The organism is Streptomyces sp. NPDC057565 (assembly GCF_042801455.1).
GTDB lineage: Bacteria > Actinomycetota > Actinomycetes > Streptomycetales > Streptomycetaceae > Streptomyces > Streptomyces yanii.
Genome location: NZ_JBHVFU010000009.1, coordinates 143,397 through 167,890 on the forward strand (window position 1 = coordinate 143,397; position 24,494 = coordinate 167,890).

The 24,494-nt window shown below is 71.3% G+C and carries 18 protein-coding genes; 12 read left to right on the forward strand and 6 right to left on the reverse strand.

Translation table 11 applies throughout. The features are described 5' to 3' along the window. Positions 1-1,399 (forward strand): SUKH-4 family immunity protein (locus tag ACFU8W_RS19850; RefSeq protein WP_384038722.1); only part of this gene is annotated, 1,399 nt, incomplete at its 5' end. 180 nt (positions 1,400-1,579) lie between these two features. Further along, a complete protein-coding gene (locus ACFU8W_RS19855; RefSeq protein WP_384038725.1) occupies positions 1,580-2,470 on the forward strand; it encodes a cellulose-binding protein in 891 nt (296 codons plus the stop codon). A gap of 117 nt (positions 2,471-2,587) precedes the next feature. Here the strand turns inward: ACFU8W_RS19855 and ACFU8W_RS19860 are convergent, their stop codons facing one another. The 3 genes from ACFU8W_RS19860 to ACFU8W_RS19870 all read right to left on the reverse strand — a co-directional run bounded on the left by ACFU8W_RS19860 (position 2,588) and on the right by ACFU8W_RS19870 (position 6,434). Beyond that, on the reverse strand, positions 2,588-4,207 hold the full coding sequence (locus ACFU8W_RS19860; protein ID WP_384038728.1) for a cation acetate symporter: 1,620 nt from the start codon (positions 4,205-4,207) through the stop codon (positions 2,588-2,590). After that, positions 4,204-4,656: a DUF485 domain-containing protein gene (locus ACFU8W_RS19865; RefSeq protein ID WP_384038730.1), complete on the reverse strand. Its 453-nt coding sequence runs from the start codon at positions 4,654-4,656 to the stop codon at positions 4,204-4,206. The genes ACFU8W_RS19860 and ACFU8W_RS19865 overlap by 4 nt, the downstream gene beginning before the upstream one ends. A 161-nt stretch (positions 4,657-4,817) precedes the next feature. Continuing rightward, positions 4,818-6,434 (reverse strand): MFS transporter, encoded by a 1,617-nt coding sequence (locus ACFU8W_RS19870; RefSeq protein WP_384038733.1) that lies wholly within the window; start codon positions 6,432-6,434, stop codon positions 4,818-4,820. Positions 6,435-6,864: 430 nt separating this feature from the next. Between ACFU8W_RS19870 and ACFU8W_RS19875 the strand changes: the two genes are divergently transcribed. The 4 genes from ACFU8W_RS19875 to mfd all read left to right on the forward strand — a co-directional run bounded on the left by ACFU8W_RS19875 (position 6,865) and on the right by mfd (position 14,815). Further along, complete coding sequence (locus ACFU8W_RS19875; RefSeq protein ID WP_266984807.1) at positions 6,865-7,653, forward strand: ABC transporter ATP-binding protein; 789 nt, start codon at positions 6,865-6,867, stop codon at positions 7,651-7,653. Beyond that, positions 7,650-10,232, forward strand: coding sequence for an ABC transporter permease (locus tag ACFU8W_RS19880; protein WP_384038737.1), 2,583 nt, complete (start codon positions 7,650-7,652; stop codon positions 10,230-10,232). The genes ACFU8W_RS19875 and ACFU8W_RS19880 overlap by 4 nt, the downstream gene beginning before the upstream one ends. Before the next feature lie 241 nt (positions 10,233-10,473). After that, entirely contained in the window at positions 10,474-11,145 is a 672-nt protein-coding gene (locus ACFU8W_RS19885; RefSeq protein WP_384038740.1) for a class I SAM-dependent methyltransferase family protein, read from the forward strand. Between the two features lie 139 nt (positions 11,146-11,284). After that, positions 11,285-14,815, forward strand: a complete 3,531-nt coding sequence (gene mfd / locus ACFU8W_RS19890; protein ID WP_384038743.1) for a transcription-repair coupling factor — start codon at positions 11,285-11,287, stop codon at positions 14,813-14,815. Here the strand turns inward: mfd and ACFU8W_RS19895 are convergent. Next, entirely contained in the window at positions 14,793-15,368 is a 576-nt protein-coding gene (locus ACFU8W_RS19895) for a TetR/AcrR family transcriptional regulator (RefSeq protein ID WP_384038746.1), read from the reverse strand. The genes mfd and ACFU8W_RS19895 overlap by 23 nt on opposite strands. A gap of 105 nt (positions 15,369-15,473) precedes the next feature. Here ACFU8W_RS19895 and ACFU8W_RS19900 point away from each other — a divergent pair, with 105 nt between their 5' ends. From ACFU8W_RS19900 to ACFU8W_RS19910, 3 genes are all read left to right on the forward strand, one after another. Beyond that, positions 15,474-16,340 (forward strand): hypothetical protein, encoded by an 867-nt coding sequence (locus tag ACFU8W_RS19900; protein ID WP_384038749.1) that lies wholly within the window; start codon positions 15,474-15,476, stop codon positions 16,338-16,340. 158 nt (positions 16,341-16,498) lie between these two features. After that, positions 16,499-17,245, forward strand: a complete 747-nt coding sequence (locus ACFU8W_RS19905) for an HNH endonuclease family protein (protein ID WP_345518441.1) — start codon at positions 16,499-16,501, stop codon at positions 17,243-17,245. A 132-nt stretch (positions 17,246-17,377) separates the two neighbouring features. Beyond that, positions 17,378-18,124: an N-acetyltransferase gene (locus tag ACFU8W_RS19910; RefSeq protein WP_345517726.1), complete on the forward strand. Its 747-nt coding sequence runs from the start codon at positions 17,378-17,380 to the stop codon at positions 18,122-18,124. Between the two features lie 41 nt (positions 18,125-18,165). On the opposite strand, the gene ACFU8W_RS19915 is transcribed toward ACFU8W_RS19910, so the two are convergent. Further along, positions 18,166-18,897 (reverse strand): hypothetical protein, encoded by a 732-nt coding sequence (locus ACFU8W_RS19915; protein WP_384038752.1) that lies wholly within the window; start codon positions 18,895-18,897, stop codon positions 18,166-18,168. 47 nt (positions 18,898-18,944) lie between these two features. Next, complete coding sequence (locus tag ACFU8W_RS19920) at positions 18,945-19,778, reverse strand: DUF4190 domain-containing protein (protein ID WP_384038755.1); 834 nt, start codon at positions 19,776-19,778, stop codon at positions 18,945-18,947. 227 nt (positions 19,779-20,005) lie between these two features. Here ACFU8W_RS19920 and ACFU8W_RS19925 point away from each other — a divergent pair, with 227 nt between their 5' ends. The 3 genes from ACFU8W_RS19925 (at position 20,006) to ACFU8W_RS19935 (ending at position 24,483) form a co-directional block, all read left to right on the forward strand. After that, complete coding sequence (locus ACFU8W_RS19925; protein ID WP_384038758.1) at positions 20,006-22,198, forward strand: N-6 DNA methylase; 2,193 nt, start codon at positions 20,006-20,008, stop codon at positions 22,196-22,198. Between the two features lie 156 nt (positions 22,199-22,354). Beyond that, complete coding sequence (locus ACFU8W_RS19930; protein ID WP_384038761.1) at positions 22,355-22,954, forward strand: hypothetical protein; 600 nt, start codon at positions 22,355-22,357, stop codon at positions 22,952-22,954. Continuing rightward, on the forward strand, positions 22,951-24,483 hold the full coding sequence (locus ACFU8W_RS19935) for a protein kinase (protein WP_384038765.1): 1,533 nt from the start codon (positions 22,951-22,953) through the stop codon (positions 24,481-24,483). Before ACFU8W_RS19930 ends, ACFU8W_RS19935 begins: the two co-directional genes overlap by 4 nt. Positions 24,484-24,494: the final 11 nt, after the last annotated feature.

Sequence of the window (24,494 nt, forward strand, 5' to 3'; positions counted from 1 at the left end):
GTTCGCCGACCCGGGCATGGGTGGCCCGAGCGCGCCCAGGCCCCCCGGCCCGCCCGGTGCCCCGCAGCCTCCCGCCCCGCCCGGACCTCCCGGATCGACCCCGCCCCCGCCGGGTGGCGGAGTGCATCAGGCAGCGACGATGTTCGCCGACCCGGGCATGGGTGGCCCGAGCGCGCCCAGGCCCCCCGGCCCGCCCGGTGCCCCGCAGCCTCCCGCCCCGCCCGGACCTCCCGGATCCACTCCGCCCCCGCCCGGTGGTGGCGCGCACCATGCCGCCACGATGCTCGCGGGACCTGCCCAGGTCGGCCCGCCCGGTCCGCCCGGGGCCCCCGGCATGCCGCCGGGTGGCGTCCCCGGTCCCGTACCGCCGAATCCGCACACCCCGCCGCCCCCGGCGTACGGCTATCCGCAGCCCCCGGCCGGTCAGCCGACCGTAGGCCCCGGCTACCAGGCCGTGCTGCGCTTCCGTGCGCCCGACGGCAGCGAGCAGCAACTGATCCGCCGCTCGGCGCCCGGCACCCCGCACCCCGAGTGGCAGATGCTGCACGAGCTGCGGGCCATGAACGTGCCACCGCAGCAGGTCATCGAGCTCCACACCGAGCTGGAGTCCTGCGAGCTGCCCGGTGGCTACTGTGCGCGGATGATCCGGGAGACCTGGCCGCAGGTGCGGATCACCAGCGTCGCCCCGTACGGCACCGACCACGCCAGCCGCCAGCAGGGCATGCAGCATCTGCTCACCCATCAGGGTGAGCTGCACCAGGTCGCGGACGGTCCGGCGCGCCCGGCGCCGGTGCGGGCCCCGCTGCCGCAGATGCCGCCCGCGATGCCGATCCCGCCGGAGGCGATCGCGGAGGAGCTGTTGCAGGCCTTCGGGCCGCAGGGCGTGCTCCGTTTCGACCAGCGCGCGGTGTCCCGCCAGGGCGTGCCCGAGATCGTGGCGCGGACGCTCGTGTGGGCGGGTCTGCCCGCCGACTTCGGGCCGTTCTTCTGGGCGCAGCCGGGTCAGCCGGTGGTGCCGACACTGGCCGAGCTGGCCGCGCAGCGCCAGGTTCAGCCGGCCACCGACGCGGGGTCGTATCTCGTCATGGGGTCCGACTTCGGGCGGGCGATCTGTGTCCAGTACGGCACGGCGAACATCGTGGCCGTGCCGGTGGAGGGCGGTCCCGGCGGACAGCCGGCACCGCCGCAGTTCGTGAACACAGGCCTGCCGGAGTTCACGCGCTCGATGGCGCTCCTCGGCCGGATGTGGCGGCTCCGCTTCGGTCTCAACCCGGAGCAGGCGGGCCGCTGGACGGTCGACTTCCAGGCGCAGCTGGTGGCACTGGACCCGGCGGCGCTCGCGTCGCCGGAGAGCTGGTGGTCGGTGCTGCTGGAGCAGATGTGGGACGGCCTGATCTGATCCGACCCGATCTGCCGACTACGGAGCGCCCGGACCCCGCCAGGGGACCCGGGCGCTCCGTTGTATGTGACACCTGTCGCTTCCCTCGGGAAACCACCGAATGGATTCGGACTTCTCTGCCAATTGCCGCATCCTTGACGTATTGCTTGGTGGTCGGAGAGTCGGAGAGAGGCTTCAAGGATGAGTGCTGCACCGGTGTCCGCGTACGGCTTCGTCGTGGTGCGAGGACGTGGCTACCGCCCGGAGCAGGTGGACGGAAGAGTGGCCGATCTGTCGGCGGAGCTGGACTGGGCGCGGGAGAAGGTGTCCCGGCTGACCGCGCTGGCGGAGGAGCTGGAGGCCGAGTCGGCACGGCTGGCCGAGGTCGTCGCCACGCTCGCCCCGCCGACGTACGCCTCGCTCGGCGAGCGGGCCCAGGAGATCCTGGCGCTCGCCGATGCGGAGGCGCAGGCCGTACGCAGCACTGTGCAGGAGGAGGCGCAGGCGCTGCGGGACGCGGCGGACGCGGCGGCCCGTAAGCTCCGCGGCCACGCCCGGGCGGACTCCGACGCCCTCCGGTCGGCCGCCGGGTCCCACGCCGACGAGACGGTGGCCGCGGCGCAGCAGAGCGCCGACTCCACGGTCGCCGCCGCCCGCAAGGAAGCCGGTGAGGCGCGCGACCAGGCGGAGGCCGCGATGGCGGAGACCCGCCGCCGTACCGCGAGCGTGCTGGCCAACCAGGAGCGCGAGCACACCGAGCGATGGAAGACCGTCGAACGCGAACTGGCGGCTGCCGAAGCGGTCCAGGCCGCGCGGCACGACGAGCTGACCGACCGGGCGGAGGCCCGGCTGGCCGAGGCGCGCCGGGCTCTGTCGGAGGCCGAGGAGGCGGCGCGGCACGGCCAGGAGGACGCCGAGGCGCGGGCCGCCGAACTGATCGCGGCGGCCAGGGCGCGCGAGGAGCGGGTGATCCGGGAGACCGGGCGGATCCTGCGGGAGCACGAGGAAGTCCGCGAGGAGGTGCAGGCGCACATGACGTACGTGCGCAACTCGCTCGCGGCGCTCACCGGGCGTGTGGAGGCGGATAACTGATCCGTATACCTCCGGCGGCAGTTCGGGCGGCCTGACCGGGTGGCGCTCGCACCGGACTCGGCGGGCGTACGGCGGCCGAGGAGCGCCGGGACGGACACGGCCGAGGAGCGGCCGTGTTCAGCGGCGGGTGGCCGGCGGCGCGCCCGCCAGGATCCACGGCTCCTCGGCCTCGTACAACCGGCGCTCCTCGGCCGCCGTACGCCCGCCGAGCACCGTGCCCAGCCAGCCCGACAGGAAACCGACCGGGATCGACACGAGCCCGGTCGTGGTGAACGGGAACCAGTTGAAGTCGTGTCCGGGGAAGACCGTCCCGGGCGAACCCGAGACCAGATTCGTGCCGGTGATCAGCACGAGGACGGCGACGGTGCCGCCGATGAGGGTGCAGAGCAGTCCGGTACGGGTGAAGCGCCGCCAGAACATGCTGTAGACGAGCGCCGGGGACAGCGCCGACGCCCCGATGCAGAAGGAGAGCGTCACCAGCGCCTGGAGGTTCCAGTGCCGGGCCAGGACGGCGAGCGCGGTGGCGACCAGACCGACACCGATCGCGGCTGCCTGCGCCGCGCCCATCTCGATGCGACCCTCGACCGGTCCTTTGTCCCGGTTGCGTATCCCGTGCAGTCCGTGGGCGAACAGGTCGTGGGCCAGGGAGTTCGCACAGGCCAGGATCATGCCGGCGACCGAGGCGAGCAGGGTCAGGAAGATCGCCGTCGTCATCATGGTGACGACCAGCGCACCGAGCTCACCGCTGCCCGCTACCGCGCCGCTGACCTGCAGGATCGAACCGTTGCCCTGGGCTCCGGCGGCCACGATGAGGTTGTGGCCGACCAGTGCCGCCGCACCGAAACCGATCACGGTGAGCAGCAGGCAGAGCCCTGCGACCACCGAGACCGCCCAGGAGAGCGAGCGGCGGACGGACTGTGCGCTGCGGGCGCTCGACATCCGCATGGTGATGTGCGGCAGACAGGCGGCGCCGAGCACCACGGTCAGTTCGGAGCTGACCATGTCGAGCCCGCTGCCGCCGAACTGCAGCCCGGACTGCAGATAGGCCACCCCGGCCCCGCTGCCCTGCTGGGCGGCGGCGAGCAGGGCGCCGGTCGACCAGTCGAAGCGGTTCATGACCAGGAGGGAGATGGTGAGACAGGCGGCCACGAGGACGACCGTCTTGACGATCTGGATCAGGGCCGTACCCTTCATCCCGCCGATCGCCGCATAGCCGATCATCACGATGCCGAGCACGATGATCGAGCCGGTGCGGAATCCGGAGCTGTCGAACCCGAGGATGAACGCCAGAAGATCGCCGCTGCCCGCGAGCTGAACGACCATCAGCGGGACGAGCGCGACAAGGGTGACGCCGCACGCGGCGATGCGGACCGCGCGGCCGGGGGCGCGGCGGGTGAGCATGTCGCCCATGGTGAACCGGCCCGCGTTGCGCAGCGGTTCGGCCAGCAGGAACATCAGCAGCACGAGCGAGAGGGTGGTGCTCAGGGCGAGCACCAGCCCGTCGTAGCCGGTGAGGGCGATGATCCCGGTGGTACCGAGGAGGGTCGCCGCGGAAAGGTAGTCACCGGCGATGGCGAGGCCGTTGCGGATGGGGGAGAGCGAACGGTAGCCGGTGTAGAACTCGTCGAGGTCGTCGCGGTCCGGTCCCGTCATCACACAGAGCAGCAGGGTGACGGAGGCCACGGCGATGAAGGCCACCAGGGACATCGTCTGTGCGGACTCGTCGAACCCGTTCATCGGGCCGCTCCTGTTCTGCGGAGTTCGGCGGCGAGCGGATCGACCGCGCGCCGGGCGGTCCGCTCGTACAGGGCGATCGCGAGCAGGGTCACCGGGAGCTGGCACAGGCCGAGTGCCAGGCCGATGGTGAGGCCGCTGCCGAGAGGGCGGGTCATCAGGCCCGGCGCGAAGCCGGACAGCAGGAGGAAGAGCGTGAAGAAGCCGAGCGCGGTCAGCGTCGCGCCGCGCCGCAGTACGCGGTAGGCGGCGCGCAGTCTGCGCAGATCGCTGTGGTGGCCGGGGGCGGGGACAGGCGTAACGGGCGGACTGGGCCACCGGGGTGGTGCGGCGGCCGCGGACCTTTGCCAGGGCAACAGGAAGTCGGGGTCCTGGGGAGGCTGGTACTGCGGCCGGTACGGGGGACGGCGCTGCGGCTGGGAGGAGGAGGCGTGCGGAGACTCGTACGACATCGGGATGCTGCTCCTTGCATGGCTCGGGTCCGGTGACGAACTGCAAGGCAGTAGCGCGTGTGCGCTGTTGGAAGCGCGTACGTTACTAGCGAGTATCCTCGCTGGGGAGGGGTTGGGCCGAACTACCTGCGGTAACTCCTCAGTTGTCCACGGGACAGCCCTTAGCCCCGGGGCGCTTCGGCGCTGCTCACGGCGGCGGTTCCGGCGCCGGTATCGGTGTCCTCGGTGAGGATCGGGAAGCGGCGCGGCGCCACGAAGACCAGCACCAGCAGCGCCACCGCCGCGGCCACCGCGGCCCCGATGTACACCTGGTCGACAGCGGCGTCGACGGCCCGCCGCAGATGGTCCGTCGCGGCGGCGGAGAGCGCGCCCGGGTCGTCCAGTGCGTGGGAGATCGCGTCCAGGTCGCCCGGCAGCCCAGGGGCGGGCGCGTCCGCGAGCCGGGAGGCGAGGACCCCGTTGGCGACGGCGCCGAAGAGCGCGGCGCCCAGACTCTGGCCCACCTGGCGGCAGAACAGTACGGAAGCCGTCGTCGTACCGCGTTCGGACCAGCCGACCGTCGACTGGACCCCGACGATCAGCGGCAGTTGGAACAGCCCCAGCGCCGCGCCCAGCAGCAGCATGATCAGGGCCGGCTGCCAGGGCTCGCCGGGGTACGGCAGCAGCGGGAACGAGAGCAGGATCAGCAGGGCGCAGCCCATGCCGATGATCGCGGTGCGGCGGAAGCCGATGCGGCTGTAGACCCGGTTGGAGAGGGCCGCCGACACCGGCCAGCTCAGCGTCATCACGGAGAGCACGAAACCGGCGGCGATCGGGCCGAGGCCGAGCACCGACTGGGCGTACGTCGGCAGGAAGACCGTCGGGGCGACCATCAGCAGCCCCATCGCACCCAGGGCCAGATTGACCGAGGCGATGGTCCGGCGGCGCCACACCCAGCCCGGGATGATCGGGTCGGCGGCGCGCCGCTCGATGACGACGGTCAGCGCGGCGAGGACCGCGCTCGCGGCCAGCAGGCCGAGCGACGGCGCGGAGAGCCAGGGCCAGGCGACCCCGCCCTGGACGAGCGCGGTCAGCAGCAGGGCGCCGGTTGCGAAGACGGCGAGGGCGCCCGCCCAGTCGATCCGTGGCCGTGGCGCACCGGCTCCGCGGGGGCGGGACGGCTCGTGGAGGTGGCGCACGACCAGCCAGAGCGCGAGCGCCCCGACCGGCAGATTGATCAGGAAGATCCACCGCCAGTCGGCGTACGCGGCGAGCAGCCCGCCGATCACCGGTCCGGCGACGGCGGACGTGGCCCAGACAGTGGACAACTTGGCCTGGATCCGGGGGCGTTCCTTGAGCGGGTAGAGGTCGGCGGCGATCGTCTGCACCGTGCCCTGCAGAGCCCCGCCGCCGAGTCCCTGGACCACCCGGAAGGCGATGAGCGCGGCCATGTTCCAGGCGGCGGCGCAGAGGACCGAGCCGACCAGGAAGAGGATGATGCCTGCGATCAGGACCGGTTTGCGGCCGAACGTGTCGGAGAGCTTCCCGTAGACCGGCAGAGTGACGGTGACGGCCAGCAGATAGCCGGAGAAGAGCCAGGAGAAGACGGCGAAGCCGCCGAGATCGCCGACGATCTGCGGGACGGCGGTGGAGACGATGGTGCCGTCGATGGCCGCCAGCGCCATGCCGAGCATCAGCGCGGCCACGGCGGGGCCGCGGCCCCGGGGCACGGGTGGGGCGGGGACGGAGTCCACTCCGGACCCCGATATCGCTTCGGTGTCGCCGCCCGAGCCGTTCATAAAGATTCCTTCCCCATGCACGTATCTTCCGGTGACACTGTCTCACCCGCTGCCGGGCACGGCCTCGGGACCGGTCGGCCGCCACCCGGGGGTGGAGGCCCTGAGATCCGGCTCCACCCGGGGGCTGAGACCCCTAGGGGTAGCTCCTTACTTCTGTCCAGGGGCGGTTCCTCCCGGCGGAGGACGTGGGGCCGGGGGCCCGTTCCTTAGCGTGTTCCCAACAGCGCGAATGCGGGTGACCGCAGGGGGCGGGGTGGGGAAAACCCCACCGCAAGACTGCGCTGGGCACCAGCGCGCCGGACCACGTCCGGACACGAGACTCAGTACGTACACAGCGCCGTCCGTGCAGCGGGCGGCGCCCACCTCGAATCGACGTCCTGACCGAGGACGTCTTCGCCGACGACGTCTTCACCGACTGAGGAGAATCACCGTGACAACGGCTGTAACCATTCCCAGGCACGGGGGCACTGGAGGGCGTACGGCCGTTGCTGCGCGGGCGCGGCAGGTCGTCAAGGCGTACGGCGCCGGGGAGACCCGGGTCGTCGCGCTCGACCATGTCGATGTGGACATCGCCCGTGGGCAGTTCACCGCGATCATGGGCCCCTCGGGTTCCGGCAAGTCGACCCTGATGCACTGCCTGGCCGGACTGGACACCGTGAGCTCGGGCGAGATCTATCTCGACGAAACCGAGATCACCCAGCTCAAGGACAAGAAGCTCACTCAGCTCCGCCGGGACCGGATCGGCTTCATCTTCCAGGCGTTCAACCTGCTCCCGACGCTCAACGCGCTGGAGAACATCACGCTGCCGATGGACATCGCGGGCCGCAAGCCCGACGCCGGCTGGCTGCGCCAGGTCGTGGAGACGGTCGGTCTCGCCGAGCGGCTGAAGCACCGGCCCACCGAGCTCTCCGGCGGCCAGCAGCAGCGGGTCGCGGTCGCCCGGGCGCTCGCCGCCCGGCCGGAGATCATTTTCGGTGACGAGCCCACCGGGAACCTGGACTCGCGGGCCGGCGCCGAGGTGCTGACCTTCCTGCGCAAGTCGGTCGACGAGCTGGGACAGACCATTGTCATGGTCACCCATGACCCGGTGGCCGCCTCCTACGCGGACCGGGTGCTGTATCTCGCGGACGGACGCATCGTCGACGAGATGCACAACCCGACGGCCGACCAGGTCCTCGACCGCATGAAGGACTTCGACGCGCGCGGGCGGACGTCATGACCATCTGGAAGACCTCGGTGCGCAACTTCCTTGCGCACAAGGGGCGGATGGCGCTCTCCGCCGTCGCGGTCCTGCTGTCGGTGGCGTTCGTGTGCGGCACGCTCGTCTTCACCGACACGATGAACACGACGTTCGACAAGCTCTTCGCCGCCACCTCCGCCGACGTCACCGTCAGCCTCAGGACCGCGCAGGGCCCTGACGAACTGCCCGAGAACGGCAAGCCCGTTTCGCTGCCCGCCGCCGCCGTCGAGCAGGCCGGGAAGGCGGACGGGGTGAAGACCGCCGAGGGCGCGGTCACCAGCATGTCCGTCACCGTCGTCGACAGCCACAACAAGAACATGGGCTCCTCGACCGGCGCCCCGACCATCGCGGGCAACTGGACGCAGAACGATCTGCGTTCCATGGAGATCACGTCCGGCCACGCACCGCGCGGTCCGACCGAGGTCATGGTCGACGCCGACACCGCGGACAAGCACCACCTGAAGATCGGTGACGAGCTGCGCACCATCGCGGTCACCGGTGACATCAGGGCGAGGATCAGCGGTATCGCCTCCTTCAAGGTCACCAACCCGGGCGCGGCCGTCGTCTACCTCGACACCGCCACCGCGCAGGTCAAGCTGCTCGGCAAGCCCGATGTCTTCACCCACATCTCCGTCACCGCCAAGCCCGGTGTCAGTGATGCGCAGTTGAAGAAGAACGTCGCCACCGCCCTCGGTGACAGCGCCGCGTACAAGCTCCGGACCCAGCAGGAGGCCGCGGACGCCAACAAGGACTCCATGGGCTCATTCCTCGACGTGATGAAGTACGCGATGCTCGGCTTCGCCGGGATCGCCTTCCTCGTCGGCATCTTCCTCATCGTCAACACCTTCTCGATGCTGGTGGCCCAGCGCACCCGTGAGATCGGCCTGATGCGGGCCATCGGCTCCAGCCGCAAGCAGGTCAACCGGTCGGTCCTGATCGAGGCGCTGTTCCTCGGCGTCGTCGGATCCCTCCTCGGCGTCGGCGCCGGAATCGGTGTCGCGGTCGGACTGATGAAGCTCATGAACGCCATGGGCATGAACCTGTCCACCGAGGATCTGACCATCGCGTGGACGACCCCGGCGCTCGGTCTGACGCTCGGCATCGTCGTCACCGTCTTCGCCGCGTACATCCCGGCACGCCGGGCCGGGAAGATCTCCCCGATGGCCGCCCTGCGGGACGCCGGAACCCCGGCGGACGGCCGCGCCGGCCGGGTACGGGCCCTGATCGGCCTGGTCCTCACGCTCGCCGGTGGCGCCGCCCTGTACGCCTCGGCGAAGGCCGACGAGGCGAGCGGCGGATCGCTCTTCCTCGGTGCGGGCGTGGTCCTCACCCTGATCGGCTTCATCGTCATCGGCCCGCTGCTGGCCGGCTTCGTGGTCCGGGTGCTCAGCACGGTGGTGCTGCGGATGTTCGGCCCGGTCGGACGGATGGCCGAACGCAACGCGCTGCGCAACCCGCGGCGTACCGGAGCGACCGGAGCGGCCCTGATGATCGGCCTCGCGCTGGTCGCCTGCCTCTCCGTCGTCGGCTCGTCGATGGTCGCCTCGGCGACCGAGGAGCTCGACAGGTCGGTCGGCGCGGACTTCATCGTCCAGCCGAGCGGCAACCAGCAGCCGATCGTGCCGCAGGCCGCGAAGGCGCTGAAGGCCGTCCCCGGCATCGAGCACTTCACCGACTACAAAGCCGTCAGCGCCAAGCTCACCGCCCCCGACGGTGCGGTCGAGGACGAGGGCGTCGTCGCCGCGGACCCGACGTACAGGGACGACCTGCGCCGCGAGACGGTCTCCGGCAACCTGGCCGACGCCTACGGCAAGGACGCCATGTCGGTCGGCGACGCGTACGCCACCCGGCACAAGATCAAGGTCGGCGATCGGATCACCATCGCGTTCAAGGACGGCGAGACGGCGAGGCTGAAGGTCGCCGCGATCACCTCGGACGACACGAACGTCGACAAGGGCGCGATGTACACCAACATCACGACCGCGGAGAAGTACGTCCCCGCCGACAAGATGCCGAAGAACATGATCATGTTCGCCAAGGCGCAGGACGGCAAGGAGAAGGAGGCGTACACCGCCCTCAAGGACGCCCTCGCCGCGTACCCGCAGTACACCGTGCAGAACCAGGCCGACTTCAAGCAGGACCTGAAGGACCAGATCGGCCAGTTGCTGAACATCGTCTACGGTCTGCTGGCGCTCGCGATCATCGTCGCGGTGCTCGGTGTGGTGAACACTCTGGCCCTGTCGGTGGTCGAGCGAACCCGTGAGATCGGCCTGATGCGCGCCATCGGCCTCTCCCGCCGCCAGCTGCGCCGCATGATCCGCCTGGAGTCGGTGGTCATCGCCCTCTTCGGCGCCCTGCTCGGCCTCGGCCTGGGCATGGGCTGGGGCACGGCGGCCCAGAAGCTGCTGGCTCTGGAGGGCCTCGGCGTTCTGGAGATCCCGTGGCCGACGATCCTCACGGTCTTCGTCGGCTCGGCCTTCGTCGGCCTGTTCGCCGCCCTGGTCCCGGCGTTCCGGGCGGGTCGGATGAACGTGCTGAACGCGATCGCGACGGAGTAGCACCGGCACCGTGACCAAGCCCGTGGAGCGGAAGGGCCCACGGGCTCCGGCGCCGGACCTGTCCGATCCGTGTGTCGCAGGACGGTGGCGGAGGCCGACGTAGGATGACTGATCCGGCCCCGGGGTGTTCCTCCAAACACCCCGGGGCCGGACGCGTACCGGTTCCCGGCCGGTGCAACTCCCCGTGCGCCGCCCGAATACCGGGTGTGCAGCCGTGCACCGAGCCTCTAAGGTCCGCCGCATGGACTGGAACAGTTGGCACGACATGTACGACCTGGCGGGCTCCAGCCTCGGGCGGCGGCTGTCGGCCGTGCAGGAGCAGGTCCGTACAGCCTTGGACACCTGTCCGCCGGGACCGGTCCGGGTGATCAGCGTCTGCGCCGGGCAGGGCCGGGATCTGCTGGGGGTGCTCCGGGACCACCCGCGCCGCGCCGACGTCACCGGACGCCTGGTGGAGCTGGACGCCGCCAACGTGGCCGTGGCCCGGGCGGCCGCCGAGGCCGCGGGCCTGCACCGGATCGAGGTGGTGCAGGGCGACGCGGCGGTCACCGACGCGTACGTGGGCCTGGCCCCGGCGGACCTCGTCCTGGTCTGCGGAGTCTTCGGCAACATCTCGGACGAGGACGTCGAACGCACCATCGGCTACTGCGCCCAGCTGTGCCGCGACGGCGGGACTCTCCTCTGGACCCGGCACCGCAGGGCGCCGGACCTGGTGCCTCAGATCTGCGACTGGCTGGAGGCCCGCGGCTTCGAACGACGATGGCTGTCCGCGCCGGACGCCGGTTTCGGGGCCGGGGCGCACCGCTTCACGCGGAGTCCCGAGCCGCTGTCGCCCGGGGAATGCATGTTCACCTTCGTCGGGTACGACGTGCTCGCGGCCACCGGCGGCCGACGGCCGGATCCGGCCCGCTGAGCGGGATTGCGGGCGCGGCTGTCGGAGGGGAGTCGTACGCTGGAACCCCCGGCCCGTGATACGTGTCGGGCCCTTCGCGTTGCCCCCTGGCAGCAGCCGGCTGCCGGAACCTCCCTCGTTACCCGGACGGAAGCCCTTCATGAGCCTGCACGGTCTGCTGGATGTCGTCGTACGTGACCCGGCGCTCGCCGAAGCGGTGAAGGCCGCCACCGACGGTCACCGGATGCATGTGGACCTCGTCGGCCCGGCGGCCGCCCGCCCCTTCGCCGTGGCCGCGCTGGCCCGCGAGGCCGGGCGGACCGTGCTCGCCGTGACCGCGACCGGGCGGGAGGCCGAGGATCTGGCCGCTGCCCTGCGGACGCTGCTGCCCCCGGACACCATCGCCGAGTTCCCGTCCTGGGAGACCCTGCCGCACGAGCGGCTCTCGCCGCGTTCGGACACGGTCGGCCGCCGCCTCGCCGTGCTGCGCCGCCTCGCGCACCCGAGGGCCGACGACCCGGAGACCGGGCCGGTCAGTGTGATCGTCGCGCCGGTGCGTTCCGTGCTGCAGCCGCAGGTCAAGGGGCTCGGTGACCTGGAGCCCGTGGCGCTGCGCATCGGTCAGAGCGCCGATCTCGGCGAGACCGTGGAGGCGCTCTCGGCGGCTGCGTACTCCCGGGTCGAACTGGTCGAGAAGCGCGGTGAGTTCGCGGTCCGCGGTGGCATTCTGGACGTCTTCCCGCCGACCGAGGAGCACCCCCTCCGGGTGGAGTTCTGGGGCGACGACGTCGAGGAGATCCGGTACTTCAAGATCGCCGACCAGCGGTCGCTGGAGATTGCCGAGCACGGCCTCTGGGCGCCGCCCTGCCGTGAGTTGCTGCTCACCGACCAGGTGCGCGAACGCGCCGCCGCCCTCGCCGAACAGCACCCGGAGCTGGGCGAGCTGCTCGGCAAGATCGCCGAAGGGATCGCGGTGGAGGGCATGGAGTCCCTCGCCCCGGTCCTCGTCGACGACATGGAGCTGCTGCTCGACGTGTTGCCGAAGGGTTCGATGACGCTGGTCTGCGACCCGGAGCGGGTCCGCACCAGGGCGGCGGACCTGGTCGCCACCAGCCAGGAGTTCCTCCAGGCGTCGTGGGCGGCGACCGCCGGTGGTGGCGAGGCGCCGATCGATGTCGGCGCCGCATCCTTGTGGGGCATCGCGGACGTCCGCGACCGAGCCCGTGAGCTGGACATGATGTGGTGGTCGGTCTCCCCGTTCGCCGCCGACGCCGAGCTCGACGAAGACACCCTGAAGCTCACGATGCACGCCCCGGAGTCCTACCGCGGCGACACCGCCCGTGCGCTCGCCGACACCAAGGGCTGGCTCGCCGACGGCTGGCGCACGGTGTACGTCACCGAGGGGCAGGGGCTTGCCTCCCGTACCGTCGAGGTGCTCGCCGGCGAGGGCATCCCGGCCCGCCTCGACCCGGACCTGGCGGAGATCTCGCCGTCCGTCGTCCATGTGTCGTGCGGCGCGATCGACTACGGCTTCGTCGACCCGGCGCTGAAACTCGCCGTACTCACCGAGACGGACCTGACCGGTCAGCGCACCGCGACCAAGGACCTGGGCCGGATGCCGGCCCGCCGCCGCAAGACCATCGACCCGCTGACGCTGGAGACGGGCGACTACATCGTCCACGAGCAGCACGGCGTCGGCCGTTACATCGAGATGGTGCAGCGCACGGTGCAGGGCGCCACCCGCGAGTACCTCCTCGTCGAGTACGCCCCCGCCAAGCGCGGCCAGCCCGGCGACCGCCTCTACATCCCGACCGACCAGCTGGAGCAGGTCACCAAGTACGTCGGTGGCGAGGCGCCCACCCTGCACCGGCTCGGCGGCGCCGACTGGACGAAGACGAAGGCGCGGGCCAAGAAGGCCGTCAAGGAGATCGCCGCCGACCTGATCAAGCTGTACTCGGCGCGGATGGCGGCGCCCGGCCATGTCTTCGGCCCCGACACCCCGTGGCAGCGCGAGCTGGAGGACGCCTTCCCGTACGCGGAGACGCCGGATCAGCTCACCACGATCGCCGAGGTCAAGGAGGACATGGAGAAGTCCGTCCCGATGGACCGGCTGATCTGCGGCGACGTCGGCTACGGCAAGACGGAGATCGCGGTGCGCGCCGCGTTCAAGGCGGTCCAGGACGGCAAGCAGGTCGCCGTCCTCGTCCCGACCACGCTCCTCGTCCAGCAGCACTACGGCACGTTCACCGAGCGCTACTCCCAATTCCCGGTCAACGTGAGGGCGCTCAGCCGCTTCCAGTCCGACACCGAGTCGAAGGCGACTCTGGAGGGGCTGCGCGAAGGCTCCGTCGACCTGGTCATCGGCACGCACCGCCTCTTCTCGTCCGAGACGAAGTTCAAGGACCTGGGTCTGGTCATCGTCGACGAGGAGCAGCGCTTCGGCGTCGAGCACAAGGAGCAGCTGAAGAAGCTCCGGGCCAACGTCGACGTCCTCACCATGTCGGCGACGCCCATCCCCCGTACGCTCGAGATGGCCGTCACCGGCATCCGTGAGATGTCGACGATCACCACACCCCCCGAGGAGCGCCACCCGGTCCTCACCTTCGTCGGCCCGTACGAGGAGAAGCAGATCGGCGCGGCCATCCGCCGTGAACTGCTGCGTGAGGGGCAGGCGTTCTACATCCACAACCGTGTCGAGTCCATCGACCGAGCGGCCGCCCGCCTCCGCGAGATCGTCCCCGAGGCCCGGATCGCGACCGCACACGGCCAGATGTCGGAACAGGCACTGGAACAGGTGGTCGTGGACTTCTGGGAGAAGAAGTTCGACGTCCTGGTCTCCACGACGATCGTCGAGTCCGGCATCGACATCTCCAACGCCAACACCCTGATCGTCGAGCGCGGCGACAACTTCGGCCTCTCCCAGCTCCATCAGCTGCGCGGCCGCGTCGGCCGTGGCCGCGAGCGCGGTTACGCGTACTTCCTGTACCCGCCGGAGAAGCCCCTCACCGAGACGGCCCACGAGCGCCTGGCCACGATCGCCCAGCACACGGAGATGGGCGCGGGCATGTACGTGGCGATGAAGGACCTCGAAATCCGGGGTGCCGGAAACCTGCTGGGCGGCGAACAGTCCGGCCATATCGCGGGCGTGGGCTTCGACCTGTACGTACGCATGGTCGGTGAGGCCGTCGCCGACTACCGGGCCTCGCTCGAGGGCGGCGTCGAGGAGGAGCCGCCGCTGGAGGTCAAGATCGAGCTCCCGGTCGACGCACACGTTCCGCACGACTACGCCCCCGGCGAGCGGCTGCGCCTCCAGGCGTACCGTGCGATCGCGTCCGCCACCACGGAGGACGACATCAAGGCGGTCCGTGAGGAACTCACCGACCGCTACGGCAAGCTTCCGGAGCCGGTCGAGAACCTCCTCCTGGTCGCGGGCCTGCGCATGCTGGCCCGCGCCTGCGGCGTCGGCGACATCGTGCTCCAGGGCCCGAACATCCGGTTCGCCCCGGTGGAGCTGCGCGAGTCGCAGGAGCTGCGCCTGAAGCGCCTCTACCCGAAGACGGTGATCAAGCCGGCCCTCCACCAGATCCTGGTCCCGCGTCCGACCACGGGCCGGATCGGCGGCAAGCCGGTCGTCGGCCGTGAACTCCTCGCCTGGACCGGGGAGTTCCTCACGACGATTCTGGGGTCGTGAACAACAGCCCGGTGAGCGACCGGAACGCCTCCTCGGGGTTCCGGTCGCCCAGCGGGTCGGTCAGATTGCCGCTCAGCAGCAGGGTGGCGAAGCCGTGGGCCAGGGACCAGGCGGCCACCCCCGCGAGGCGGGCGTCGTCGCCGCGTCCGGCGGCGGGGAGCCCGCCGACGCCCGCACGCAGCGCCTGTGCCGCGCGGGCCCTGGCCGCGATGAGTTCGGAGTCGTCCGCACGGTAGAGCTCCGGCTGGAACATCACCTGGAAGTGCGCCGGGTGGCCGGTCGCGAACCGCACGTACCGCACGCCCCTCTCCCGTAGGTCCGGAGCGTCGGCGAGGGCATCGGCGAAGAGCCCGTACCCCTCGGCGGCGATGGCCGTCAGCAGTCCCGTGCGGTCCTTGAAGTGGTGGGCGGGGGCCGCGTGGGAGACGCCGGCCCGGCGGGCCAGGTCGCGCAGGCTCAGGGCGCCGGGTCCCTCGGTGCGGATGACATCGAGTGCGGCGGTGAGGACGGCCCGTCGCAGGTCGCCGTGGTGGTAGGTGCGCTCGCTGCTCATGGACAGCACAGTACGCGGAATCTAGTCATTGACAAGTTCGCGGGGGGCGAGGATTCTCTAGAACTAGTCAGTGACAAGATGCGGGTTCGGCCGAAGGGTGGAGACATGTCCGAGGAGTTGGGTCGCGTACGTCAGATGTGGCACCTGCTGGAGCCTCTGCACGCGGTGCTCTACTACGCGCCGGAGGTCTTCGAGGAGGCCGCCGCGCTCGGCTACCGCACCGACGAGCGCTGGCCCAGTTACTTCGCCTGGCGTGCGGCGCCGCTGGGAGCGGCCGGTGCGGAGCGCGTCGTCGACACGTTCTACAGCTTCAGTCCGGACAAGGTGCGGGAGCACGTCCCGGCCGCCTGGTCCGTCGCCTCGCCCGATGCGGTGCTCGCCGCCCGGACGGGGGCGGTCGACCGTGCGTACCGGGCACTGTTCGGGGAACAGGCCACCGGCCCGGAGATCGCCGGGGCCGCGGCCCTGGCCCGACGTGCCGCACAGTCCGCGGACATGACCGGCCGTCCGCTCGCCGGGGCCAACGCCGCTCTGCCCTGGCCGGACGAACCGCACGTGGCGCTCTGGCACGCGGCGACCGTCCTGCGCGAACACCGCGGTGACGGGCATGTCGCCGCGCTCGCCGAGGCGGGGCTGGACCCGGTCGAGTCGCTGGTCTCGTTCGCGGGCATCGGCGCCGCGCGGCCGGAGGTGTTCGAGAGCCGGGGCTGGAGCGACGAGGAGTGGAACGCGGCCCGTGGGCGGCTGGTGAAGCGCGGGCTGTTGGAGGAGGGCGGCGCGGCGACGGAGGCGGGCCGGGCGCTGCGCGCCGAGGTCGAGCGGCGCACGGACGAACAGGCGGTCGCACCCTGGTGGGCGCTCGGAACGACGGAGCGGGAGCGGCTCGTGGAACTCCTGGGGCCGTTGTGGGTGGCGGCGATCGGGTCCGGGCTGCTGCCCTCCGAGACGACGCTCGGCATCGGGAAGGTGTGAACTCCTCCAAGGCGCGGCGCGGTGTGATTCGGGCCGCATCCCGAACGTGCGGCGGCCTTGAAGTCCCGTCAGCGGGGAAGACGTCCGTAGGATCACCGCGTTCGGCTTTCTCCCCGTCAGGACGGTTTCGAGTGATATCTTCCCGCGCGTACCGAGTGATGCTGCCCGCCCTGAGCGCGGCGACCGTGCTGGCCCTGGCGGGCTGCGACCCCGAGGACGTGGCCGCCGAGGGCGGCAGCAGTGGACAACAGGGCGGCGGTTCCGCGGGCGGCTTCGGCGCCAGCCCGCTGAACAACCCCGACGGCACGAAGCCGGGCCTGGCACCCCTCACCAGCGAGGCGGACCGGGCCGCCGCCCGGAAGGTCATCGAGAAGGTGAGCACCAAGGGGCGCGGACCGAAGACCGGTTACGCGCGGGACGAGTTCGGCTACGCCTGGAAGGACTCGGTCGACGGAGTCCCGCTGTCCCGTAACGGCTGCGACACCCGCAACGACCTGCTGGCCAGGGACGGCAAGGACGTCGAGTTCCGGTCGGGTTCGGACTGTGTGGTCGTCTCGATGACCCTCAAGGATCCGTACACCGGCTCGACCATCGAGTGGCGCAAGCAGCAGGCGACGAAGGTCCAGATCGACCATGTCATGCCGCTGTCGTACGACTGGCAGATGGGCGCCTCCCGCTGGCCCGAGGCGAAGCGGCAGCAGATCGCCAACGATCCGCTCAACCTCATCCCGGTGGACGGCCCGGCCAACAACGCCAAGCGGGATTCCGGTCCCGCGTCCTGGCTGCCGCCGTACAAGCAGATCCGCTGCTCCTACGCGGTGCGGTTCGCGCAGGTGTCGCTCAAGTACGCCCTTCCGGTGACCACCGCGGACAAGCGGGCGATGCTGGCGCAGTGCGGCGGCTGACGGGGCCGGGCGGCTGAGAAGCCGTCGCGGACGAGACCCCGGGAGGACGGGCGCCGGGTGCAGGTCGGCCCCTGGCCGCCGCACCGCAGAATTCGGTGGCCGACAGGAATACCGCCGCCTAGCGTGGGGTGGATGGAGCTGACCATCACCACGCTTGCCGCACGCCCCGAGCTTGCCGGGCCCATGCGCGAGATGCCCGAAACCTGGCCGGAGTTCGTCGTGGAGGATCTCGTCGGGTGGGCGAACTACCCGCGGATCGCTGTCGAGTTCCCGGAGTATTCGCTCGTCGCGACGGACCCCGACGGCACGGTCGTCGCACGGGCCTACAGCGTGCCGTTCGCGCTGAATGCCCCCGGCCGAGGAGAGTTGCCCGAGGGCGGCTGGGACCAGGTGCTGCTGTGGGCCTTCTCCGACCTGCGGCGCGGGTCCACGCCGGACACGGTCAGCGCGATCGAGATCTGCGTCGCCAAGGGGTGGCAGGGGAAGGGCATTTCGGGGCGGATGGTCGCCGCGATGCGGGAGAACGCCGGGAGGCTCGGGTTCCGGGAGCTCGTCGCTCCGGTGCGGCCGAGCGCCAAGCACCTGGACGCCTCGGCTCCGATGGAGGAGTACGCCCGCCGGACCCGGGCGGAGGACGGTCTGCCGTACGACCCGTGGCTGCGCGTCCATGTGCGGGCGGGCGCGGTGATCGAGGCGGTGGCGCCGGTGTCGATGACGGTGTCCGGCTCCCTCGCGCGGTGGCGGTCCTGGACCGGGCTGCCGTTCGACGAGGACGGTCCGGTGGAGGTGCCGGGGGCGCTGGTGCCGGTGCACTGTTCGGTGGCGCACGGATACGCGGTGTACGTGGAGCCCAATGTGTGGGTGCGGCACGGGGTGTGAAAACAGCGGGAACCCGCCCGGGCGGGCGGGTTCCTCAGGTGTCAGACGGCCGGTCTCTTCACCGTGAACGGTTTGTCGAACTCGGAGAACTCGACCGTGAGCGGGGTTCCGGTGCTGAAGCCCAGCCTCAGGATGTGGGGCCGGCCCTCCGTGGCGACCGCCGCCGTCCATGTCCCCCGGTCCGCCGTGCCGGTGAGGGACAGAGCGGGCGTGGAGCCGACCGTGGTCGTCCGGCCCTTGCGGGCGGTGGCGCCGCTCCCCGCCAGGCGGTCGAGGAGCCCCTTCCGGTCGCAGTAGCTCAGGGCCTCCGCCGTGTACCGGTCGGAGGGGCGTGCCTTCACCCAGCGGCCCGTCAGTTTCTTGACCTCGGTGTCCACGCTGGTGCGGGACCGGCCCGCGTCCGCGGCCCGCAGCATTGCCTCGTCGGACCGGGTGTAGGCCGTGCCGCCGGTTCTGACCAGCTCCATCGTGCCCGCCGCGCCCATGGACAGGGTCACCGTGCACTCGCCTCTGATGTCGGTGGCGACGTACGCCTGGACGGGGGCGCCGTCCGGCGACTTCGTGCGGACGGTGATGCGTACCGCCTTGGCCGCCCGGGTCGCCGCGAGGGCCTTGTTGACGACCTCGGGGCCGCTGAGCCGGGCGAACGGCGCGGGGTCCCGCTGCTGGGCGAACACCGTGTCGCAGGCGCTGAGTCCCAGGGCGGTGACCACGCAGAGGGACGCCGTCGTAGTACGGAGAGCGGTTGCGGCGATGCCGGCTGGGGGGCGCATGGGCGGGCTCCGTCCTGGGGGAAGGGAGGGGGAGGGGAGAGGCGGGATCAGAGCGTGAGGTCCCACTGGGTGGCGTCGTACGTGAAGCCGGGGTTGACCTCGACCGTCAGGTTCTTCGCGTCCGCCGGGGCGTCGAAGGCGAACTGGACCGTGACCTTCTTGCCGGGCAGGACCGTGCCGCTGAAGCCCTCGCCGACCTTGCCGTCGAAGATCTGCTCGGCGTCCACGCCGTCCTTGCCGGCTCGCGCCTCGACGTTCACGAGCGCCGCGTCGAACTTCTCCTTGCCCGCGTTCTCGATGACGACCGCGATCCGGTAGGCCTTGTTGCCCTTCGTGTGACCGGCGGCGTACGCGTCGGGGGTGTACGAGGTCGCGTCGCCGACCGTGACGGTCAGGTCGTCGTCGTACACGGCGGAGTCACCGGCCTCCAGCGCCTTCCCGGCGTCCTTGTTCTTCTCATTGCTCTTGGCGGAGTCCGAGCCGCCCGCCTTCGGTCCGGCGGAGGCCGTGGTGTCCGACACCGCCTTGTCGAGTTCGTTCACCGCCTCGTCCACCGCCTTGAAGGTGATCACCGCGCCGACCACCGAGAGGATCAGCGCGATCAGGCCGAGGACGGCGCCGAACGTGGCCATGCCCTTGTTGGTGGCCTCGCCGCGCTTGGCGCGACCCCGGCCGACCAGGCCGAGGATCAGGGCGATGAGGCCGAGAATGCCCGCCAGCCAGAAGAAGAACGGGATCAGGCCCGAGACGGCTCCGACGATGCCGAGGATCAGCGCGGAGATGCCGAGCCCGTTGCGGGCCGGGCGCAGGCCGGGCGTCTGGGCCGGGGCGTACGGCTGCTGGGGCTGCGGGGACTGCGGCGGCTGCGTGAACTGGGACATGGCTGTGCCCTCCGGCAAGTGCAGGGATGAGTGGTGAGCGGTTCGTTGCGCCACCTGATGTAGCGACAGGTCAATAACATCAGAGCTTGTGAACCGAGTCAACACAGTTCACAGAAAACTGCGTCGTGCACACTGTGAATCGATGATGGGGGAATGGGTCGGTATGCTCGCGGACACAGCAGGCAGCGCGGACCCGTAGGAACGCATCAGGACCAGGGAGACAGCCAGTGCCGGAGAACTCGACAGAGGTGACCGCGGCCGAAATCGCCCGGCTCGCCGGGGTGGGGCGTGCCGCCGTCAGCAACTGGCGCCGCCGCCACGCAGATTTCCCCAAGCCGGTCGGCGGCACCGAGACCAGCCCGTCCTTCGCTCTCCCCGAAGTGGAACAGTGGCTCCGCGACCAGGGGAAACTGGCTGAAGTCCCGCTCCGCGAACGGGTCTGGCAACAGCTGGCCGGTCACCCGGCCGGCGCCGTCCCCGCCCTCGTGCACACGGGCTGCGCCCTGCTTCTCGTCCGGGACAGGCCCACCGCCTGGCTGGAGATCACCGCCGTGTCGGACGCGCGGATGGCCAAGGTGCTCCACCTCGCCCTGAACAGCCTGCTCACCGCACGCTTCGGACCTGCCACCGGCGACGCGGAAGGAAGTGACGGTGGAGGCGGAACCGGGTACGAACGGGCTGTTCACACGCCCACCGCCGACGAACTGCTCCCGTCCGTCCCCCTGCTGCGGGCGGCCGCCGAACTCGCCGCCGGGACGGGGGCCCGCCAGGCCTTCGAATTTCTCCTCGGCCGTCAGCTCGCCGCCAATCCACGTCAGTTCACCCTCACCCCGCCCGGCCTCGCCGAACTGATGGCCGCGCTCGTCCGGACCGGCGACCGACCCGCCCGCACGGTCCTCGACCCGGCCACCGGCACCGGCGCCCTGCTGCGGGCCGTCAGCAGTCCGACCGCTCTGTACGCGCAGGACGCCGACCCGGATCTTGCCGCGCTCACCGCCCTCCGCCTCGCCCTGCACTCCGACACCGACGGCAGCAATCCCACCGCGCTCGCCGTGCGGACCGGCGACACGCTGCGTGCCGACGCGTTCCCGCGGCTCACCGTCGACGCCGTGCTCTGCCACCCGCCGTTCAACGAACGCAACTGGGGACACGACGAGCTCGCCTACGACCCGCGCTGGGAGTACGGCCTCCCCGCACGCACGGAGTCCGAACTCGCCTGGGTCCAGCACGCCCTGGCCCATCTGCGCGAGGGCGGCACCGCCGTCCTGCTGATGCCCCCGGCCGCAGCGTCACGCCGCTCCGGCCGGCGGATCCGTGCCGATCTGCTGCGCCGCGGCGCGCTGCGTGCCGTGGTCGCCCTCCCGGCGGGCGCGGCACCCCCGTACGGCATCCCGCTCCACCTCTGGGTGCTCCGCAAGCCCGGCGCCGGTGTCCGCCCCTCGCCCGAACTGTTGCTCGTGGACACCGCCGAGCCCGCCGAACCGCCCACGGCGCCCGCATCCGCCCCCGCGTCCGGCGGGCGCGACCGGCTCGACTGGCAGGCGGTGCGCAGTGCCGTGCTGGATGCCTGGGAGCCGTTCGACGGACGGACCCCTTCCGAGCCGGACGTCCCCGTCGGAGCGGCCGGGCAGGAGCGGCCGGGCGTCAGCCGGATCGTCCCCGTCATCGAACTCCTCGACGACGACGTGGACCTGGCCCCCGCCCGCCATCTGCCGTCCCCGGCGGCCGCTGGCGGACCGGGCGAACTCACCCGCGTGCGGGACCGGCTCACCGAGACGCTGCGACTGACCGCGACCCTCACCCCGCCGCCCGCGGACGTCTGCGGCCCGGCGCACTGGCCGCTCACCACCGTCGGCGAACTCGCCCGCGCGGGCGCCCTTCACCTCCGAACCGGAGGTTCCGGCACCGGCACCGGGGCCGCCCCCGTCCCCGTGCTCACGGAACACGACGTCCTCGGTTCCACCGCCCCCTCCGGAACACTCCCCACCGCTCCCGCCGGCTCCGAGGGACCGCCCGAGGAACCGGTCCTCGTCGAGCCGGGCGATGTCGTCGTCCCCGTACTCGGCGGCGGCTCCGTCGCCCGCGTGATCGACGAGGCGACCGCGGGCGCGGCACTGGGCCGCAACCTGCAGCTGCTGCGCCCCGATCCGGCCGCCGTCGACCCATGGTTCCTCGCCGGTTTCCTGCGCGGCACCGCCAACAACCGCCAGGCCAGCAGCTATGCGTCCACCGCCACCCGGCTCGACGCCCGCCGTCTCCAACTGCCGCGGCTGCCACTGGCGGAGCAGCAGCGGTACGGGGAACGGTTCCGCGCCCTGGCCGCGTTCGAGGACGCGCTGCGGCTGACCGGCAGGCTCGGCGGACAGCTCGTCCAGGGGATGTACGACGGTCTGACGGACGGTACGGTCACGCCGGAGTGAGCTGAACCACAACGGTTCCGTACAACCCGGGGGTCGTTGTCGGTGTCGCCCTTTACGCTCAGATCTGCCAGATCTGCGCGCGCACGTGTCCGCATACCCGCACGGGTACGTACGCGTGCGCGCGGGACCTCTCACGACCACGTACCAGGAGCAGCCATGTACGCCCCGGGTCATCCGCCGACGCCGCAGCGCCGGGTCCCCAGCCGGGCCTGGATCGTCTCGATGCGTGTGCTGTTCGTCGTGCTCGCGGTGGGCTCGATCGGTCTGCTGCTGTGGGCGCCGTTGCTGCGGCTGGCGATCGTGCGCCGTCGCGCGTCCGACTGGTGGCTGACCGGGGCAGGCTTCGTGCTGGTCTGCGTGCTCCTGCCGATCATCGGCAGGGAGGACACCAATCCCGACCCCAACGGCATCGACTTCTTCTTCATACCGCTGCTGCTCGTCGCGATCGTCGCCGCCTGCGCGTACTACCTGTACCGGGACATCCGCCACTACGAGCAGCTCACGAAGCAGCAGTTCGGCGGCGGGTATCCGCCTCCGGTGCCGGGGTACGGGTACATGACCACCACGCCCATGCACCAGTCGTTGCCTCCTCGGCCCCAGCAGTACGCGCAACCGCAGCCGCCTCAGTACCGGCCGCAGCCGCAGCCTCACCCGCAGTCCGTGCAGCCCGCGCCCACCCCGCCCCACCGCATCGACCAGGTCCGTGCCGAGCTCGACGAGCTGAGCGACCTCCTCCGTCATGAGGAGGACCGATGAGCGGACGCGTCATCGCCGGACGGTACGAGCTGGCGACCATCCTCGGCCAGGGCGGCATGGGCCAGGTCTGGACGGCGTACGACCAACGCCTCGACCGCCGGGTCGCGGTGAAACTGCTCCGGCCCGACCGGGTCGCGGGTCCCACCGGCAGCGAAGCGGTCGACGAGCTGCGTCGCCGCTTCGTCCGTGAGTGCCGGGTCACCGCCCAGGTCGACCACCCGGGTCTGGTCACCGTCCATGACGCGGGGAGCGACGGTGACGACCTGTTCCTCGTCATGCAGTACGTCGAGGGCTCCGACCTCGCCGACCATCTTGCCGAGCACGACCCGTACCCCTGGCAGTGGTCTGTCGCGGTCGCCGCCCAGCTCTGTGCCGCGCTCTCCGCCGTGCACGCCGTGCCGATCGTCCACCGCGACCTCAAACCCCGCAATCTGATGGTGCGTCCGGACGGCGCGGTCACCGTCCTCGACCTGGGCGTCGCCTCCGTCCTGGACAGCGACACCACTCGTCTCACCCACACCGGCACGCCGATCGGTTCGCCCGCCTACATGGCGCCCGAGCAGGCGATGGGAGGCGCTGTCGGCCCGTACACCGATCTGTACGCGCTCGGCGTGCTCCTCCACGAACTGCTCAGTGGAGATGTGCCGTTCGCCGGCTCCACCGCCCTCGGAGTGCTGCACCGCCACCTCTACGAGCCGCCGCTCCCGGTCCGTCAGATCCGGCCCGAAGTCCCGGAACCCCTCGAATCGCTCGTGCTGCGGCTCCTCGCCAAGGACCCGCAGCACCGCCCGGCGAGTGCCCAGGAGGTGTATGAACACCTCGCCCCCCTCCTTCCGCCGAGCGGCACAGGGCTGCCGACCAGCCCGCTCGACCCGACCCGCCCCTTCCTGCGGCCGCACGCACCGTGGCCCGACCGTGTCACCACCCCGCCCGCCGCGCAGCCCGCGCCGGTGGCCGCGAAACCCGATGTCGCAGCCGCGGTCGACGAGGTCAAGCAGCTGCTCGGGCAGGGCCGGATCACCCAGGCCGTGGACATCCTCGGCGGCATTCTCCCGGCCGCCGCGGAGCAGCACGGCGAGGGTTCGCCGGTGGTCCGCATCCTGCGCAAGCAGTACGCGGCGACGCTGATGGACGACGGGCAGTACCGCCGCGCCCTGCCCGAACTGCGGCGCCTCGCCGACGACCGCGCGGTGGAGGCCGGACCGGCCGACACGCAGACGCTGCAGTACCGCTACGACGCCGCGCACTGCCTGGAACAGCTGGGCGAACCGGCGGCCGCGCTCGCGGAGTACCGGGCGGTCCTGCCGTACTACGAGAACCAGTACGCGACGGGAAACAACCCGGCTCGGTCCTTCGAGATCCGTCAGCGCATCGGGTATCTGCTGCTCGCGGTCGGCGACCACGCGGCGGCGCGCGGACAGCTTCAGGCGCTGCTCCACGACACCGAGCGGATGTACGGGCCGCACCATCCGCTGCCGGTGGAGCTGCGCCGCCAGCTCGACCGGCAGCTGCAGGTCCGCGGCGGCTGAGCGACCCCTGT